We start from the raw sequence: 13,567 nt of genomic DNA, 5'->3' as shown, positions 1-13,567 counted from the left end.
GGACGACCGTTATTTGGGGAGCGAAAAACCCGGTTTCAAGACCTCCGTGCGGCTTTGAAACGCGGTGCGACGTCCAGTCGTCGCGCGCGCGTCGCCTGGCCGGTGCCTCGGGTCACAGGCGAAACGCTTCAGGGTTTTGCGAATTTCGGACCGGGATGCGTGCCCGCGGTGGCTTGGCCGTTCGTCCCGGTGGGGGGGAAGAGCGCGGTCTTGGCGCTGTTGCGGCGTATGCCTGTGCTGGTCGGAAACGTGCTGGGCATCGCGCGCAGCTTGCGTTTCAGGGCGTCGACGGTGTCGGGCAGTTCCATGCCGTAGGCGATGGTGGTTCCGTGCTCTGTCTTGCGGCCGCCGACCACGAGGCTGACGATCCGCGCGCGATAGCCGCCATCCGAGAATACCGGCGCGCCGGACGAGCCGAAGGTCACGTTGCAGTCGAAGGAAATCAGGCCCTGGCCCCGGCGCAGGACATCGCATTCCCGCTCCCATGACAAGGCGTCGTCGCGGTGCCGGCCATAGGACACCACGCTGACGTCATCGCCACGGGTGGGGTTCATGTGCAGCGCGAAGGGGCTGGCGGTGGCGGTGGGAATGGCGATGCCGAGTTCCAGCAGGGCGACGTCGCGGCGGATATTGTCCGCCGACATCCCGTCGGAGGGTGCATAGCCGTCGGCCACCACGTAGCGGCGAATGTTGCGCGCGGCGATGGCGGCCCCGTCGCGCAGCCCGGCGCGGAAGACGATCCGCTCGGGCGGAAGCGGCGCGCCGTGCTTGTCGAAGACGCAATGGGCCGCCGTCAGCACGAGGTTGTCCGCGACAAGCGTGCCGGTGCAATAGCTGTCCTGCCCGAGGTCGACGCGGCCCACGGCCTCCCACCCCAGCAGGTCGTCGCGGTTGGTCAGCCGGATCAGCTCGCTGGGCGTGGCCAGGGTCGGCAGGGCGACGCTCGCGACTAGGGCAGACAGAGACAGCAGGCGGCGGATCATGTCAGTCCATGTCGGGCGAGGCGAATTTCGCCCCGGTGTCGCGGTTCTGGCCGGTCGAGAACATCTCGGACCGGGCGTGGTTTTCCAGGCGGGCGCCACTGTCGAGCGCGTCGCGCATCATGGCGAGGGGGCGGTCGAGCGAGGCCCCCAGCGCGACCTTCTTGCCGTGGATCTCGGCCATGGCGGAGACCACCGAGACGATCCGCGGATCGCCCTTGTCATCGAAGGAAAAGACCGGCGAGCCGGACGCGCCGTAGTCGACGTCGCAGGACATCACCAGCACGCCGCTGCGCTTTTCCAGGACCTGGCACATATCCTGCAACGACGGCGCCTCGGAGCGTTCGCGGGCATAGCTGACCAGGCCGATGCGTTCGTGCTTGCGGGGCTGCGTATCGGTCAGGAACGGGGCGACGCCGGACTTGGCGATGGGATGATGCAGTTCCAGAAGCGCGATGTCGTTGCGCACGCGGGCGGCGTCGATCCGGTTGGAGTAATCGTATTCGGGATGCACCACGGCGCGGCGGACCCAGCGATAGGCGGTGGCGCGGCCATTGCGCCAGCCGGCGAGGAACTCGATCTGCTGGGTGTCGACGGGCTTGCCCGTCGTGGCATCGAACAGGCAGTGCGCCGCCGTCAGCACCAGGTCCGGCGCGATCAGGGCGCCGGTGCAAAAGCCGCTGCCGCCGATGTCGATACGCCCCACGGCCTGCCATTGGCGGCCGTCATCGGTGGTGTCCAGCCGCTGGAGCATGGCATCCTGCGCGGTCGCAGGCGACATGGACCAGAGCAGGGCCACGACCAGCCCTGTGAAACGCATTCTGTCGAACAATCCGGGTGCCTCGCTTGATTTGAAAGCGTGCTACCGGCGCAATATGTCGAAAATAGGGCTGGCCCGGGGTTATTGACTCAGCGCGGGCGGTTTCGGCCCGCCGGTGGCCCAGTCGAGCAGTTCGACTGTGTGCACGACGGGCACGCCGGTGCCCGAGCCGATCTGCATCATGCAGCCGATATTGCCGGTGGCGATGATGTCGGGCGACTTGGCCTCGAGCGTCTGAACCTTGCGTGTTTTCAATTGCTTGGAGATGGCGGGCTGCATCAGGTTGTAGGTGCCCGCTGAGCCGCAGCACAGATGCGCGTCGGCCGGTTCGACCACCTCGAAACCCGCCTTCTTCAGCAGGGTCTTGGGGTGGGTCTTGATCTGCTGACCATGCTGGAGCGAACAGGCGGCGTGGTAGGCGACGCGGGTGCCCTTGGGCGTGCCCTCGGGCAGGTCGAGCTGCATCAGGAGTTCCGAGATATCCATGGCGATGTCCGAGACGCGGGCGGCGTCCTCGGCCAGCGGCTCGGTGCGGAACATGTGGCCGTAATCCTTGACCGTCGTGCCGCAGCCGGAGGTGTTGATCACGATGGCGTCGAGGCCGTCGCCATCCATTTCCGCGGTCCAGGCGCGGATGTTGTGCGCGGCCGTCGCGTGGCTTTCGCCAGTCTTGCCCATGTGATGCGTGAGCGCGCCACAGCAGCCTGCGCCCTTGGCCACGACCACCTCGCAGCCCAGCCGGGTGAGCAGGCGGATGGTGGCGTCGTTGATGTCGGTGTTGAGCGCCTTCTGCGCGCAGCCGGTCATCAGGGCGACGCGTTTCACCGGCTTGTCCCTGGCCGGGAAGGTTTGCGGGTCGTCGTTGCGGCTGACCGGGGGAATGGTCCGGGGCGCCATCTCGACCATCGCGCGCAGGCGGGCGTCGGGCAGGGCCCATTTGAAGGGTTTGGCGACCTTGGCGCCGAGCATCGCCAGCCGGAAGCGGTTCGGGTAGGGCAGGATGCGCGCCAGCGTCCAGCGCAGGACACGCTCGAACATCGGGCGCTGGTAGCGGTCCTCGATATATTCGCGGGCATGGTCGACGAGGTGCATGTAATGCACTCCCGAGGGGCAGGTCGTCATGCAGGCGAGGCATGACAGGCAGCGGTCGACATGCTTGACCGTTTCCGGGTCGGGGTCGCGGTCGTTTTCCAGCATGTCCTTGATCAGGTAGATGCGGCCGCGGGGGCTGTCCAATTCGTCGCCCAGCACCTGGTAGGTGGGGCAGGTGGCGGTGCAGAAGCCGCAATGCACGCAGGAGCGCAGGATCTCGTTCGAGCGCTGGATGTCGGGGGACTTGAGCTGTTCGGCGGTGAATTCTGTTTTCATTCAGTCGGCAATCATCTGTGCGGTGTAGAGCCCGAACCAGGGCAGGGTGGTGGCGGCGGCGGTCACGCCATAGGCGATGCGGCGGGGGCGCTGCGGCAGCGTGCTGGTGCGTATGGCCAGCATCACCAGCGACAGGACGGTGATCCAGGCCAGCCACGCCAGCAGCACGACGGCAAGCGCGCCGTAAGCGCCGTGCGCGCCGCCCCATTGGCGCAGGACGAAGGCGCCTGCGATCAGGGCGACGGAGACGGCCCAGAGCGCGGTGACATAGCGCCGCGTGGGCGTCTGCCTGGCCAGCACCCAGAAGATGACCGGCCCGGCGAGAAAGCCGAGGGCAAAGAGCAGGACGTCGATCATGCGGCGCGGCCCATCAGGCCGGGGTTGAGGATGCCGCGCGGGTCGAAGCGCGCGCGCAGCCCGTCCTGAAGCGCGGCGATGGGGGACGAGAGCGGCTGGAACACGCCGCCGGCCCGGTTGCCGCGGAGGAGCGTTGCATGGCCGCCCGCCGCGTTCACGGCGGCGCGGATGGTGTCGGCTTGGGTGTCCTGCGGGACGCGGAGCCAGACCAGACCACCGCCCCAGTCGTAAAGCGCCTCGGCCCCGTCGACCTGCGCCTTGATCCCGGGCGCGTCGGAGGGTTTGACGGACAATCGCCAGATATCGCCCGGACCGCCGTGGAAACAGGCGACGTCGCGGATACCCTGCCACAGGGTGGCGTTGGTGTCGGGGTCGGTCTCGATCTCGGCGGTGCCGAGGCCGGCCAGAAGGGTCTGGAGCTGACCCGCACGATAGGCCACGGATTTCTCGAAGCCCTCGATGCGCAGGCAGGTCTGCGGGCCGTCTGCGGTCTGGCGATGCGCGGCGCCGGTGATCTCGAACGGCGAGCCGAGCGCGCGGGAGAGGGCGGCAATGGCGGTGCCGTCGTCGAGACCCGAGAGGGTGAGCGTGGCGGTATGGTGCGACGCGGGCAGCACCTTGAGCGCCAGTTCGGTCAGCACGCCAAGGGTGCCGTAGCTGCCGGCCATCAGCTTGACGAGGTCATAGCCGGTAACGTTCTTCATCACGCGTCCGCCGTTGCGGGTGACCTGTCCCTGCCCGTCGACGAAGCGGACGCCCAGGAGGAAGTCGCGCGCAGCGCCGGCCTGGATGCGGCGGGGGCCCGAGACGTTGGCGGCGAAGACGCCGCCGATGGTGGGCTCGCCGGTCGTGCCCAGGAGGCCGCGATGGTCCATCGGCTCGAAGGCGAGGCGCTGGCCCTCGGCGGCCAGGGTCTTGCGCACCTCTGCGACCGGGGTGCCGGCCTGGACCACCAGCGTCAGCGCGCCGGGTTCATAAAGGTTTACGCCGGAGAGGCCCGAGGTTGTCAGCGGCTGGCCGTTGACCGGCACGCCGATGGGGCGCGTGCCGCCGCCCTGAATGCGCAGCGGCTCGGAGGCGGAGGCGACCATCTCGGCCAGTTCGGCCTCGGAGGTGGGGGCAAGGGCTTTCATTGTTCCAAAAATACTCCGGGGTCCGGGGCGGCGCCCCGGAAGGTCATTCAGCCGCGATGCGGCGGGTGTCGGACGCGGCGAGGGGAAAGACCTTGGCGGGGTTCAGCAGCCATTTCGGGTCGAACACGTCCTTGACGGCCATCTGGATTTCGAGGTCGGGCGGGTCGTATTGATGCAGCATCAGGTCGCGCTTTTCGATGCCGACGCCGTGTTCGCCGGTGAGGCAGCCGCCAACCTCGACGCAGAGCTTGAGGATCTCGGCGCCCAGTTCCTCGCAGAGTTCCAGGTCGCCGTCCTTGTTGGCGTCGAACAGGATCAGCGGGTGCATGTTGCCGTCGCCCGCGTGAAAGACGTTGGCGACGTCGAGGCCGAAGTCCTTCGACATCTCGCCGATGCGTTTGAGGACGTAAGGCAGTTCGTTGACCGGGATGGTGCCGTCGAGGCACATGTAGTCGTTGATCTTGCCCATCGCGCCGAAGGCGGATTTGCGGCCCAGCCAGATGCGCTTGCTCTCGTCCTCGGATGACGACTGCCGCAGCTCGACGGGGTCGTGGCGGCGGGCGATCTCCATGATGGTTTCGAGCTGTTCGTCGATCTCGGCGTCGGAGCCTTCGACCTCGACGATCAGCAGCGCCTCGCAATCGGGGTAGCCCGCGCCGGCGAAGGCCTCGGTCGCGCGGATGCAGGGGCGGTCCATGAATTCGATCGCCACGGGCAGGACGCCGGCCTTGATGATGTCCGACACGCACTGGCCCGCGACCTCGGAGGAATCGTAGCCGATCAGGACGGGGCGGGCGCCCTCGGGCTTGTGCAGGATGCGCAGGGTCGCTTCGGTGACGATGCCAAGCTGGCCTTCGGAGCCGCAGATGAGGCCCAGAAGGTCGAGCCCTTCGGCATCGAGATGGGTGCCGCCGATTTCGGTCACGGTGCCGTCCATCAGCACCATGGTGACGCCCATCAGGTTGTTGGTGGTGACGCCGTATTTCAGGCAATGCGCGCCGCCCGAGTTCATGGCGATGTTGCCGGCGATGGCGCAGGCCAGCTGGCTGGAGGGGTCGGGGGCGTAGAAAAAGCCGTCTTCCTCGACCGCGCCGGTGACGGAGAGGTTGGTGCGCCCGGTCTGCACGCGGATGAAGCGGTTGTCGTAGTCGGTTTCCAGCACTTCGGACATGCGGGCGACGCCGATGATCACGCTGTCCTCGGTCGGAAGCGCGCCGCCGGCAAGCGAGGTGCCCGCGCCGCGCGGCACCACGGGCACGCCCATGTCGTGGCAGATCTTGAGGGTCTCGGAGACCTCTGCCGTGGAGGCGGGCAGGACCACGGCCAGCGGCGGGCACTTGTAGGCGGTCAGCCCGTCGCATTCATAGGCGCGGGTCTCGGCGGGGTCGTGGATGAGCGCCTCGGGCGGGAGGAACGACGCCAGCCGGTCGAGAAGTTGCGCCTTGCGGGCAAGGATGGTCGGATTGGGCTTTGGCATGTCCATGGCAGTCCTCCCGGTGGATTGGTAAGATAATATAACCAATTTGCGCCAGTCGCAAGTGCGGCATCCGTGACGCGGTCACAAGAAGAATGCGGCCCGCACGCGGTTGTGAGTGCATGTGTCGCGGCGCTCGCCTATATTAACAGACATGAAGAGACTCGCCGCATTTTTCCTGGCCACCCTGTTGGCCGCGCCGGCATTTGCCGACGATCCGGAGGTTCTGGACGTGACCGTCGAAAAGGCGGGCATGGTCTGGAATATCCACGTGACGATTCGCCATCCGGACAGCGGGTGGGACCATTATGCCGACGGCTGGGAAGTGCTGGATGCGGCAGGCAACCGGCTGGGCTATCGCGAGCTGATGCATCCGCACGTGAACGAGCAGCCGTTCACCCGGTCGCTGAGCGGTGTGGTGATCCCGGACGGGACGCGCGAAATCTTCGTGCGGGCGCGGTGTTCGGTCGATGGCTGGTCGGACTCGCAAAAGCGCGTGGCGCTGCAACCCTGACAGAATGAACGCGCCCAAGGGGCGCGTGCCGGTTTGTCTCGGCGGCGGACTGGGGTCCGACGCCTCGGTGGCCCGTGGCGGCGTGACGCGGTTTTCCCAAACAAATCGCGTGTGGCCGGCGTGGGAGCCTCCGGCGGGGATATTTTTGGCCAGAGGAAGCGGGGCGCGATTACTGGCGGCCCTCGCGGAGCCAGCCACCGACGATGAGGGTCGCGGCCAGCAGCAGCACCAGCCAAGCGGGCAGGAGCGGCGTCTGGGTGACCGAGCGGGTCTGGTAGGCGTTGCGGTCCAGAAGGCCGATCCAGCCGCGGCCTGACATGGCGCGCCCCTCGCGCACGGTGCGGATGCGCGGCGGGCCGTCGGCCAGCGGGTGGATGCCGCCGCCGGTCTCGGAGATGTAGGGCTCCAGCGTTTCGGTGTCGGCAATGGTGTTCTCGAATTCCACCGGGGAGGCGGGGCCGAGACCGATGACGGCGGTGTGCTCGCCGTTTTCAAGCCGGTAGAGCCCGATGGCGGGGCCGTCGAAGAGGGCTTCGAACCGGCCGGGCGAGACCTCTTCCAGCTCCATCTCGATCTGTTCGTCCTCCGGGGTGGTGATGGTGACCGGGCCGACGCTGTCTTCGAGCGAGCGGCGGACGATGCGCATCTGCTGGCCGGTGGCCTCGGCCCAGAGGGCTTCTTCCTCCAGTTCGGGTTCCTTCATCATCCAGTGGGCGAGACGGCGCAGGAGTTCCAGTTGAGGTCCGCCGCCTTCGAAGCCGCGGTTCCAGAGCCAGGCGTGGTCGGAGGCCAGAAGCGCGACGCGCCCCTCGCCGACGCGGTCAAGGGTCAGGAGGGGGCGGTCGCCGACGCCGGTCATGACGGTGTCGCCGGAGGTTTCCTCGACCTCGATCTGGCGCATCCAGCGGCCCCATTCGCCGCCGAATTCCTGTTCAAGACCTGCCGTGACCGGGTGGCGCTGGCCCAGGTCGGTGATGGAGGGGCTGTAGCGTTCCTCGAGCACGCGGGCGGTGGGGCGGCCGGGCAGGATCGCCTCGAGCGGGGTGCGGTAGAGGCTGTCGGCGGCGGCATAGTCGGGACCGGCGGCGATAAGGACCGCGCCGCCGCCTTCGACGTAGTTGCGCACGTTGTCGAGATAGAGCGAGGGCAGGATGCCGCGGCGCTTGTAGCGGTCGAAAATGATGAGGTCGAAATCGTCGATCTTTTCGAGGAAGAGCTCGCGGGTGGGAAAGGCGATGAGGGACAGCTCGCGCACCGGCACGCCGTCCTGTTTTTCGGGCGGGCGCAGGATGGTGAAGTGGACGAGGTCGACCGAGCTGTCGGATTTCAGCAGGTTGCGCCAGGTGCGCCCCCCGGCGTGGGGTTCGCCCGAGACGAGGAGCACGCTGAGCCGGTCGCGGACGCCGTTGATCTGGACCAGAGCGGTGTTGTTTCGGTCGGTCAGTTCTCCCTCGACGGCGGGGGTGGAGAATTGCAGCACGTTGCGGCCGCCATGGGGCAGGCGCAGGGGCAGGTCGATATCCTCGTTCAGGGGGACGTTGAAGCGCTGCGGGTCCTCGCCGTCGACCGATACGTCGACGGGCACGGTGCTGGTGCCTTCGGGGGCGGCGCCGTCGTCGGTGATGCGCAGGGTCATCCGGATTTCCTCGCCCAGGATGGCGAAGGCGGGGGCGTTCTCGACCACCAGCTTGCGGTCCCAATCCTCTTCGCGGCCGGTATGCAGCAGGTGGAGGGGCGCGGGCATGTCGGGGGCGCGGTCGAGGTCGTGCAGGCGGCCGTCGGACATGAGGATCGCGCCGGCGATGCGGGCGCGCGGTTCCTCGGCCAGCGCCTCGGACAGGGCGGTCATGAGCTGGGTGCCGGAGTTGTCGGCGCCGTCGGGGACGGTGATGCGGCGCAGCTCGGTGTTGTCGCGCGCGGCGATGCGGGCGGCGAGATCGTCGGCGGTGGAGGTTGTGAGGGAGGCGCGGTCGCCCAGGGCCTGGCTGGCGCTTTCATCCTCGATCATCAGGACGATGTCGGTGAGCGGTTCGCGGTCCTCGGCCTGGTAGACGGGGCCGAGAAGCGCCGCCAGCACGACCAGCCCGGCCAGCGCGCGGAAGGGCCAGCCGGAGAGGCCGCGCCAGATGGCGAGCGCGGTGCCGGTCATCATCATGCCGGCCAGAGCCGCGATCAGCCACGGGTTCAGAAGCGGTTCGAAAACGATGCTGCCGGTCATTGGCCAAGCCTGTCGAGAAGGGCGGGCACGTGCACCTGGTCGGATTTGTAGTTGCCGGTCAGCACGTGCATCACGAGGTTGACACCGAAGCGGTACGCGAGTTCGCGCTGGCGTTCGCCGGCAAAGCCGCGGCCCACGGGAAAGAGCGGATTGCCGCGTTCGTCCATGGCCCAGGCGGCGGCCCAGTCATTGCCGCCGATGACCACCGGCGTCACGTTGTCGTTGAGGTTGCGGAAGGGCATCCCCTCGACCTGTTCGGCATCCGCTGGCGCGGATTCGACCCAGACGGAGCGGCCGGTGTGGCGGCCCGGGAAATCCTGGAGCAGGTAGAAGGTGCGAGTGAGCACGTGGTCCTCGGGGATGGGTTCCAGCGGGGGGATGTCGAGCGGGCGGGCGAGGCGTTGCAGCTTGCGGCCGGTGGGCGAGGACGCGCCGAAGCCCGCGACGTTGGCGTCGCGCGTGTCGAAGAGGATCATGCCGCCGGTGCGCAGGTAGTCGTTGAGCTTGACGTAGGCTTGGTCGGAGGGGATCGGCTGATCGGGGGAGATCGGCCAGTAGAGGAACGGGTAGACCGAAAGCTCGTCGGTTTCGAGGTTCACGCCGACCGGGTCTGCCGGTTCCACGGAGGTGCGGAAGAAGAGGGTTTCGCCAAGGCCGCGCAGGCCGGCCTGGGCGGCGTTGTCGAGACTGCTGTCGCCTGTGATGATGTGGCCGAGCACGACCTCGGACGCGGCCATGAGGGCCTTTTCGTCGGCCTCGGTCATGGTGTCGTCCTGAGCGTCGGCCGTCTGCGGGCTGAGCAGGAGCGCCAGAAGCAGCGCGGACATCGTGGCGCGGGCGGGCATGAGGCGGCCCGAAAGCGCCAGCGAGGCGAGGATGTCGGCCATCAGGATCAAGAGCGCGCCGGCGAGGAACCAGCCGCCGAGCGCGGCCTCGGGCGGGCGGTCGAGGCCCAGGACGGGCAGGTGCGCGGGCCAGCTGACGGGGGTGAGCGTGGTGCCGGAGGGCAGGACGTTGAGCGCGAGGCGCCGGTCGGGACCGTCATAGAGACCCGGGCGGAAGTCGGGGCCTGGGACATCCTCGACGAAGCGGGTGCCGTCGACGCCGGGCAGGGTGCTGGCATCTTCCAGGACGCCCGAGCCGGAGAGGACCTGCACGGGCTGCCAGGTTGTGCCTTCCAGCTCGGCCAGGTCGGGCAGGGCGAGGCTGGAGGAGATGGCCAGCCGTTCGAGCATCTGCACGAAGAGGCCCGAGAGCGGCAGGGTGGACCACTCGGCATTGGCGGTGACGTGGAAGAGCACGACCTGGCCCTGTCCGATGCGTTTGCGGGTCACGAGGGGAGTGCCGTCGCTGAGCTGGGCGATGACGCGGTCGGCCAGTGTGGGGTCGGGCTGGGCCATGACCTGGGCGGTGACGGTGACGTCGGAGGGCACGTCGAGGCCGAAAAAGGGGCTCGATTCGGGGAAGGGGGCGAGTTGCTTGGGTTCGCCCCAGCTCATGGCGCCGCCGACGGATCGGCCCCCGGCGCGCAGGCGGACGGGCATGAGCGGGTCTTCCTCGGTGCGCGAGACGTCCGAGGCGGCGAGGCGCGGGCCGGCGAAGCGCAGGAGCATGCCGCCCCGGTCGGTCCAGTCGAGCAGGTCGGCCTGTTCCGCGCCCGAGAGCGTGGCGACATCGGCCAGCACGACCACATCGGGATTGGCGGGGAGGACGTCGCCGAGGCTGCCGTCGAGCAGGTCGGCGGTGGGTTCGAGGGCCTGTTCGAGGTAGTGGAGCGGCGACAGGAGTTCGAGGCCTTCGCGGTCTTCGCGGCCGGCGATGAGCGCGACCTCGCGGCGCTTGAGGCTGTCATCGGTCAGGGTGACGGCGCCGGCATGGGACTGGCCCGCGATCTCGAACCGGGTGAGGCGGGCGCGCAGTTCGGCGGGCAGGGAGAGAAGCGTGGTGGCTTCCTTGGCGCCCGCGTCGAAGGAGATGTCCTGGGTGGCCAGAAGGCGCTGGGCGCCGGAGGGGTCGCGGCCATGCGCCTCGACCGTGATGTCGCGGGCGGGGCCGGGATCGGCGCGCGTGGCGGTGAGGCGGAGGGCGTCGTCCTCGACCACCGCGGGCGTCAGGGCGTAGATCGGCACGGCGCTTTCGTGAACGGTGACGGGGCCGCGATCCTGCAGGGCGTCGAGCAGGGTCTGCCGGCCCTCGCGGGCCAGGCCGTCCGAGAACCAGCGGGTTTCGAAATCCTCGTCGCCCAGCAGGGTGGCGGCTTGCTCGTAGTCCTCGGGCTGGGGCGCCCAGGCGGCGGGGGCGAGGCCGGTCAAGCGGGTGCGCCACGTCTCGGCGGACTGGAAGACCGGCGTCTCGGGGTCGGAGAGTTGCAGGATGCCGACGGGGCGGGCGTTGCGCCCGGCCTCGGCCAGCATGGAATCGAGCAGGTCCTCTTTCGCGGGCCAGTCACGGGCGCTGGCCCAGCTGGAATCGAGTACGATCAGCATGGGGCCGGTGCGGTTGGCCTGGGCCTGGTCCTGCGGGTTGAGGATGGGACCGGCGAGGCCGATGATAACGGCGGCGACGGCCAGCATCCGCAGGAGCAAGAGCCACCAGGGCGTGCGGTCCGACACGCTGTCGTCGTCGCGCAGCCCCAGAAGCAGCGCCACGCCCGGGAAGCGGCGGCGGATGGGGGCGGGCGGCACGGCGCGCAGGATCAGCCACAGGATGGGCAACGCCGCCAGCGCCACCAGAAGCCAGGGCGCGGCAAAGCCGAGGGGGCCGATGGTCATCGTCCGTGCCCCCCGTCGAACGCGTTGTAAAGCCACAGGAGCGCGGTTTGCGCGGAGTCCGACGTGTGGTGCGTGCCGTAGAGCCAGCCGGTGGTGGCGCAGAGGTGCCGCAGGGCGTCCTTGCGGGCGGCGAGGCGTTCCAGGTAGCGGTCGCGCAGTTCCGACGCCTTGAGCGTTTCGTGCACCATCGTGCCGCCCACCGATTCGAAGATGGTGCGGCCACGGTAGGGGAAGCTTTCCTCGGCCGGGTCGAGAATCTGGTAGAGCACGCCGCGCACGCCGCGGTCGGCGGCGGCGGTCAGCGCGTTGCGCACCGGGTCGAGATCACCGAGGAAATCGGACAGGAAGAGCGCGCGTCCGTGCGACAGCATCCCGGTGGTCTGGGGCGCGCCGTAATCGTCGGGGCCGTCCTGTCCGAGGGCCATGGCGAGACGCTCGATCTGGGCATCGCCGCGGCGGGGCGGCAGGTCGGCACCCGAGAGGCCAATGCGTTCGCCCGCGCGATTGAGCAGGATGGCGATGGCCAGCGACAGAAGGCGGGCGCGGTCGGCCTTTTGCGGCAGGCTGTCATCGGAGGCGAAGCGCATGGAGGCGGCGCCGTCGACCCAGAGCGTGACGCTCTGGGCGATCTGCCATTCGCGCTGGCGCAAAAATTGCGTGTCCGAGCGGGCGGAGCGGCGCCAGTCGATATGGCGCAGCTCATCCCCGGCCTGCACGGGCCGGTACTGCCAGAAATCGTCGCCCATGCCCGCGCGGCGGCGGCCGTGTTCGCCCAGAAGGACGGTTCCCGCCAGGTGCTCTGCCCGCGCCAGGAGCGCGGGAAAGCGGGCGGCCTCGGCCTCGGACCGGGCGCGGAGAGGGGCGATCTGGGTCAAGCGGCGGCCTCGGTCCTCGTCACTTGGGCGACGGTGGCGGCGATGAGGTCGTCGAGGTTTTCCCCGCGCGCACGGGCGGCGAAGTTGAGCGCCATGCGGTGGGTCAGGACAGGCTGGGCCATGGCCGCGATATCGTCGGCATCGGGGGCCAGCCGGCCCTGGATCATGGCGCGGGCGCGGACGGTCAGCATCAGCGCCTGCGCGGCACGGGGGCCGGGACCCCAGGCGACGTTTTCGCGCACCGTCTCGGAGGAGGTGGCGTCGTCGGGGCGGAAGGCGCGGACAAGGTCGATGATCTGTTCCATTACCGCCTCGCCCACGGGCATCCGGCGCAGGAGGGTCTGCGCGGCGATGAGGTCTTCGGCGGTGAAGACCTGGTGGGCCACATCCTCGGTGGCGCCGGTGGTGGCGAGCAGGATCGCGCGCTCGGTGTCGCGGTCGGGATGGGGCACGTCAATCTGCACGAGGAAGCGGTCAAGCTGGGCCTCGGGCAGGGGGTAGGTGCCTTCCTGCTCGATGGGGTTCTGCGTCGCCAGCACGTGGAAGGGCGGAGTCAGCGGACGGTCCTCGCCGGCGACCGAGACTTGCCGTTCCTGCATGGCCTGCAGGAGCGCGGACTGGGTGCGGGGGCTGGCGCGGTTGATCTCGTCGGCCATTAGAAGCTGGCAGAAGATCGGGCCGGGAATGAACTTGAACGCGCGGGTCCCGTCGGCGCCGGTTTCCAGCACCTCGGAGCCCAGGATGTCGGCGGGCATCAGGTCGGGAGTGAACTGCACCCGGTTCGAATCGAGGCCCATGACGACACTGAGCGTTTCGACCAGCCGGGTCTTGCCGAGGCCGGGCAGGCCCACCAGCAGGCCGTGCCCGCCGCAGAGCAGCGCCGAGAGCGACAGGTCGACGACCCGTTCCTGCCCGATGAAGCGGCGGGTGATCGAGGCGCGGGCCTGGGCCAGCTTGTCCTCGAGGGCTTCGATCCCGGCCAGCAGGTCGGCGTCGTCGGTCATGGCAAAACTCCGGTATGGGCTATATCGCTTGGGTAGAGTGTATCGCGCACAAG

The 13,567-nt window shown here is 68.8% G+C and carries 11 protein-coding genes; 1 reads left to right on the top strand and 10 read right to left on the bottom strand.

Annotated elements, in window-relative coordinates:
* Nucleotides 1-128: 128 nt before the first annotated feature.
* The 6 genes from KUV49_RS03220 to KUV49_RS03195 all read right to left on the bottom strand — a co-directional run bounded on the left by KUV49_RS03220 (nucleotide 129) and on the right by KUV49_RS03195 (nucleotide 6,141).
* Entirely contained in the window at nucleotides 129-983 is an 855-nt protein-coding gene (locus KUV49_RS03220; RefSeq protein WP_222451587.1) for a trypsin-like serine peptidase, read from the bottom strand.
* Nucleotide 984: 1 nt separating this feature from the next.
* Entirely contained in the window at nucleotides 985-1,800 is an 816-nt protein-coding gene (locus KUV49_RS03215; RefSeq protein WP_222451586.1) for a trypsin-like serine peptidase, read from the bottom strand.
* An 81-nt stretch (nucleotides 1,801-1,881) separates the two neighbouring features.
* Nucleotides 1,882-3,168, bottom strand: a complete 1,287-nt coding sequence (glcF, locus tag KUV49_RS03210; RefSeq protein WP_222451585.1) for a glycolate oxidase subunit GlcF — start codon at nucleotides 3,166-3,168, stop codon at nucleotides 1,882-1,884.
* Entirely contained in the window at nucleotides 3,169-3,525 is a 357-nt protein-coding gene (locus KUV49_RS03205) for a hypothetical protein (protein WP_222451584.1), read from the bottom strand. It lies immediately after the preceding gene.
* A complete protein-coding gene (glcE, locus tag KUV49_RS03200) occupies nucleotides 3,522-4,658 on the bottom strand; it encodes a glycolate oxidase subunit GlcE (protein WP_222451583.1) in 1,137 nt (378 codons plus the stop codon). The genes KUV49_RS03205 and glcE overlap by 4 nt, the downstream gene beginning before the upstream one ends.
* 43 nt (nucleotides 4,659-4,701) lie before the next feature.
* Entirely contained in the window at nucleotides 4,702-6,141 is a 1,440-nt protein-coding gene (locus tag KUV49_RS03195) for an FAD-linked oxidase C-terminal domain-containing protein (RefSeq protein ID WP_222451582.1), read from the bottom strand.
* Nucleotides 6,142-6,286: 145 nt separating this feature from the next.
* Here KUV49_RS03195 and KUV49_RS03190 point away from each other — a divergent pair, with 145 nt between their 5' ends.
* Nucleotides 6,287-6,646 carry a hypothetical protein gene (locus tag KUV49_RS03190; RefSeq protein WP_222451581.1) on the top strand — a complete coding sequence of 120 codons (360 nt, stop codon included), beginning with the start codon at nucleotides 6,287-6,289 and terminating at the stop codon, nucleotides 6,644-6,646.
* A gap of 169 nt (nucleotides 6,647-6,815) precedes the next feature.
* Here the strand turns inward: KUV49_RS03190 and KUV49_RS03185 are convergent, their stop codons facing one another.
* The 4 genes from KUV49_RS03185 to KUV49_RS03170 are packed head-to-tail and all read right to left on the bottom strand — an operon-like array spanning nucleotide 6,816 to nucleotide 13,514.
* Nucleotides 6,816-8,864: a hypothetical protein gene (locus KUV49_RS03185; protein ID WP_222451580.1), complete on the bottom strand. Its 2,049-nt coding sequence runs from the start codon at nucleotides 8,862-8,864 to the stop codon at nucleotides 6,816-6,818.
* Nucleotides 8,861-11,635 carry a DUF4159 domain-containing protein gene (locus KUV49_RS03180; RefSeq protein ID WP_222451579.1) on the bottom strand — a complete coding sequence of 925 codons (2,775 nt, stop codon included), beginning with the start codon at nucleotides 11,633-11,635 and terminating at the stop codon, nucleotides 8,861-8,863. Before KUV49_RS03180 ends, KUV49_RS03185 begins: the two co-directional genes overlap by 4 nt.
* The gene (locus KUV49_RS03175) at nucleotides 11,632-12,510 is read right to left on the bottom strand and encodes a DUF58 domain-containing protein (RefSeq protein ID WP_222451578.1); all 879 of its coding nucleotides are present in this window, start codon (nucleotides 12,508-12,510) and stop codon (nucleotides 11,632-11,634) included. The genes KUV49_RS03180 and KUV49_RS03175 overlap by 4 nt, the downstream gene beginning before the upstream one ends.
* On the bottom strand, nucleotides 12,507-13,514 hold the full coding sequence (locus KUV49_RS03170; RefSeq protein WP_152490812.1) for an AAA family ATPase: 1,008 nt from the start codon (nucleotides 13,512-13,514) through the stop codon (nucleotides 12,507-12,509). The genes KUV49_RS03175 and KUV49_RS03170 overlap by 4 nt, the downstream gene beginning before the upstream one ends.
* Nucleotides 13,515-13,567: the final 53 nt, after the last annotated feature.

Origin of the sequence: Roseovarius atlanticus, assembly GCF_019802205.1 — a bacterium.
GTDB classification, from domain to species: domain Bacteria; phylum Pseudomonadota; class Alphaproteobacteria; order Rhodobacterales; family Rhodobacteraceae; genus Roseovarius; species Roseovarius atlanticus_A.
This window is presented reverse-complemented; position numbering and strand designations above follow the sequence as displayed.

Coding starts and splice junctions, on each gene's coding strand:
- KUV49_RS03220 (WP_222451587.1), bottom strand. CDS start 983: ATGATCCGCCGCCTGCTGTCTCTGTCTGCCCTAGTCGCGAGCGTCGCC.
- KUV49_RS03190 (WP_222451581.1), top strand. CDS start 6,287: ATGAAGAGACTCGCCGCATTTTTCCTGGCCACCCTGTTGGCCGCGCCG.
- KUV49_RS03185 (WP_222451580.1), bottom strand. CDS start 8,864: ATGACCGGCAGCATCGTTTTCGAACCGCTTCTGAACCCGTGGCTGATC.
- KUV49_RS03215 (WP_222451586.1), bottom strand. CDS start 1,800: ATGCGTTTCACAGGGCTGGTCGTGGCCCTGCTCTGGTCCATGTCGCCT.
- KUV49_RS03180 (WP_222451579.1), bottom strand. CDS start 11,635: ATGACCATCGGCCCCCTCGGCTTTGCCGCGCCCTGGCTTCTGGTGGCG.
- glcE (WP_222451583.1), bottom strand. CDS start 4,658: ATGAAAGCCCTTGCCCCCACCTCCGAGGCCGAACTGGCCGAGATGGTC.
- KUV49_RS03205 (WP_222451584.1), bottom strand. CDS start 3,525: ATGATCGACGTCCTGCTCTTTGCCCTCGGCTTTCTCGCCGGGCCGGTC.
- KUV49_RS03195 (WP_222451582.1), bottom strand. CDS start 6,141: ATGGACATGCCAAAGCCCAATCCGACCATCCTTGCCCGCAAGGCGCAA.
- KUV49_RS03170 (WP_152490812.1), bottom strand. CDS start 13,514: ATGACCGACGACGCCGACCTGCTGGCCGGGATCGAAGCCCTCGAGGAC.
- glcF (WP_222451585.1), bottom strand. CDS start 3,168: ATGAAAACAGAATTCACCGCCGAACAGCTCAAGTCCCCCGACATCCAG.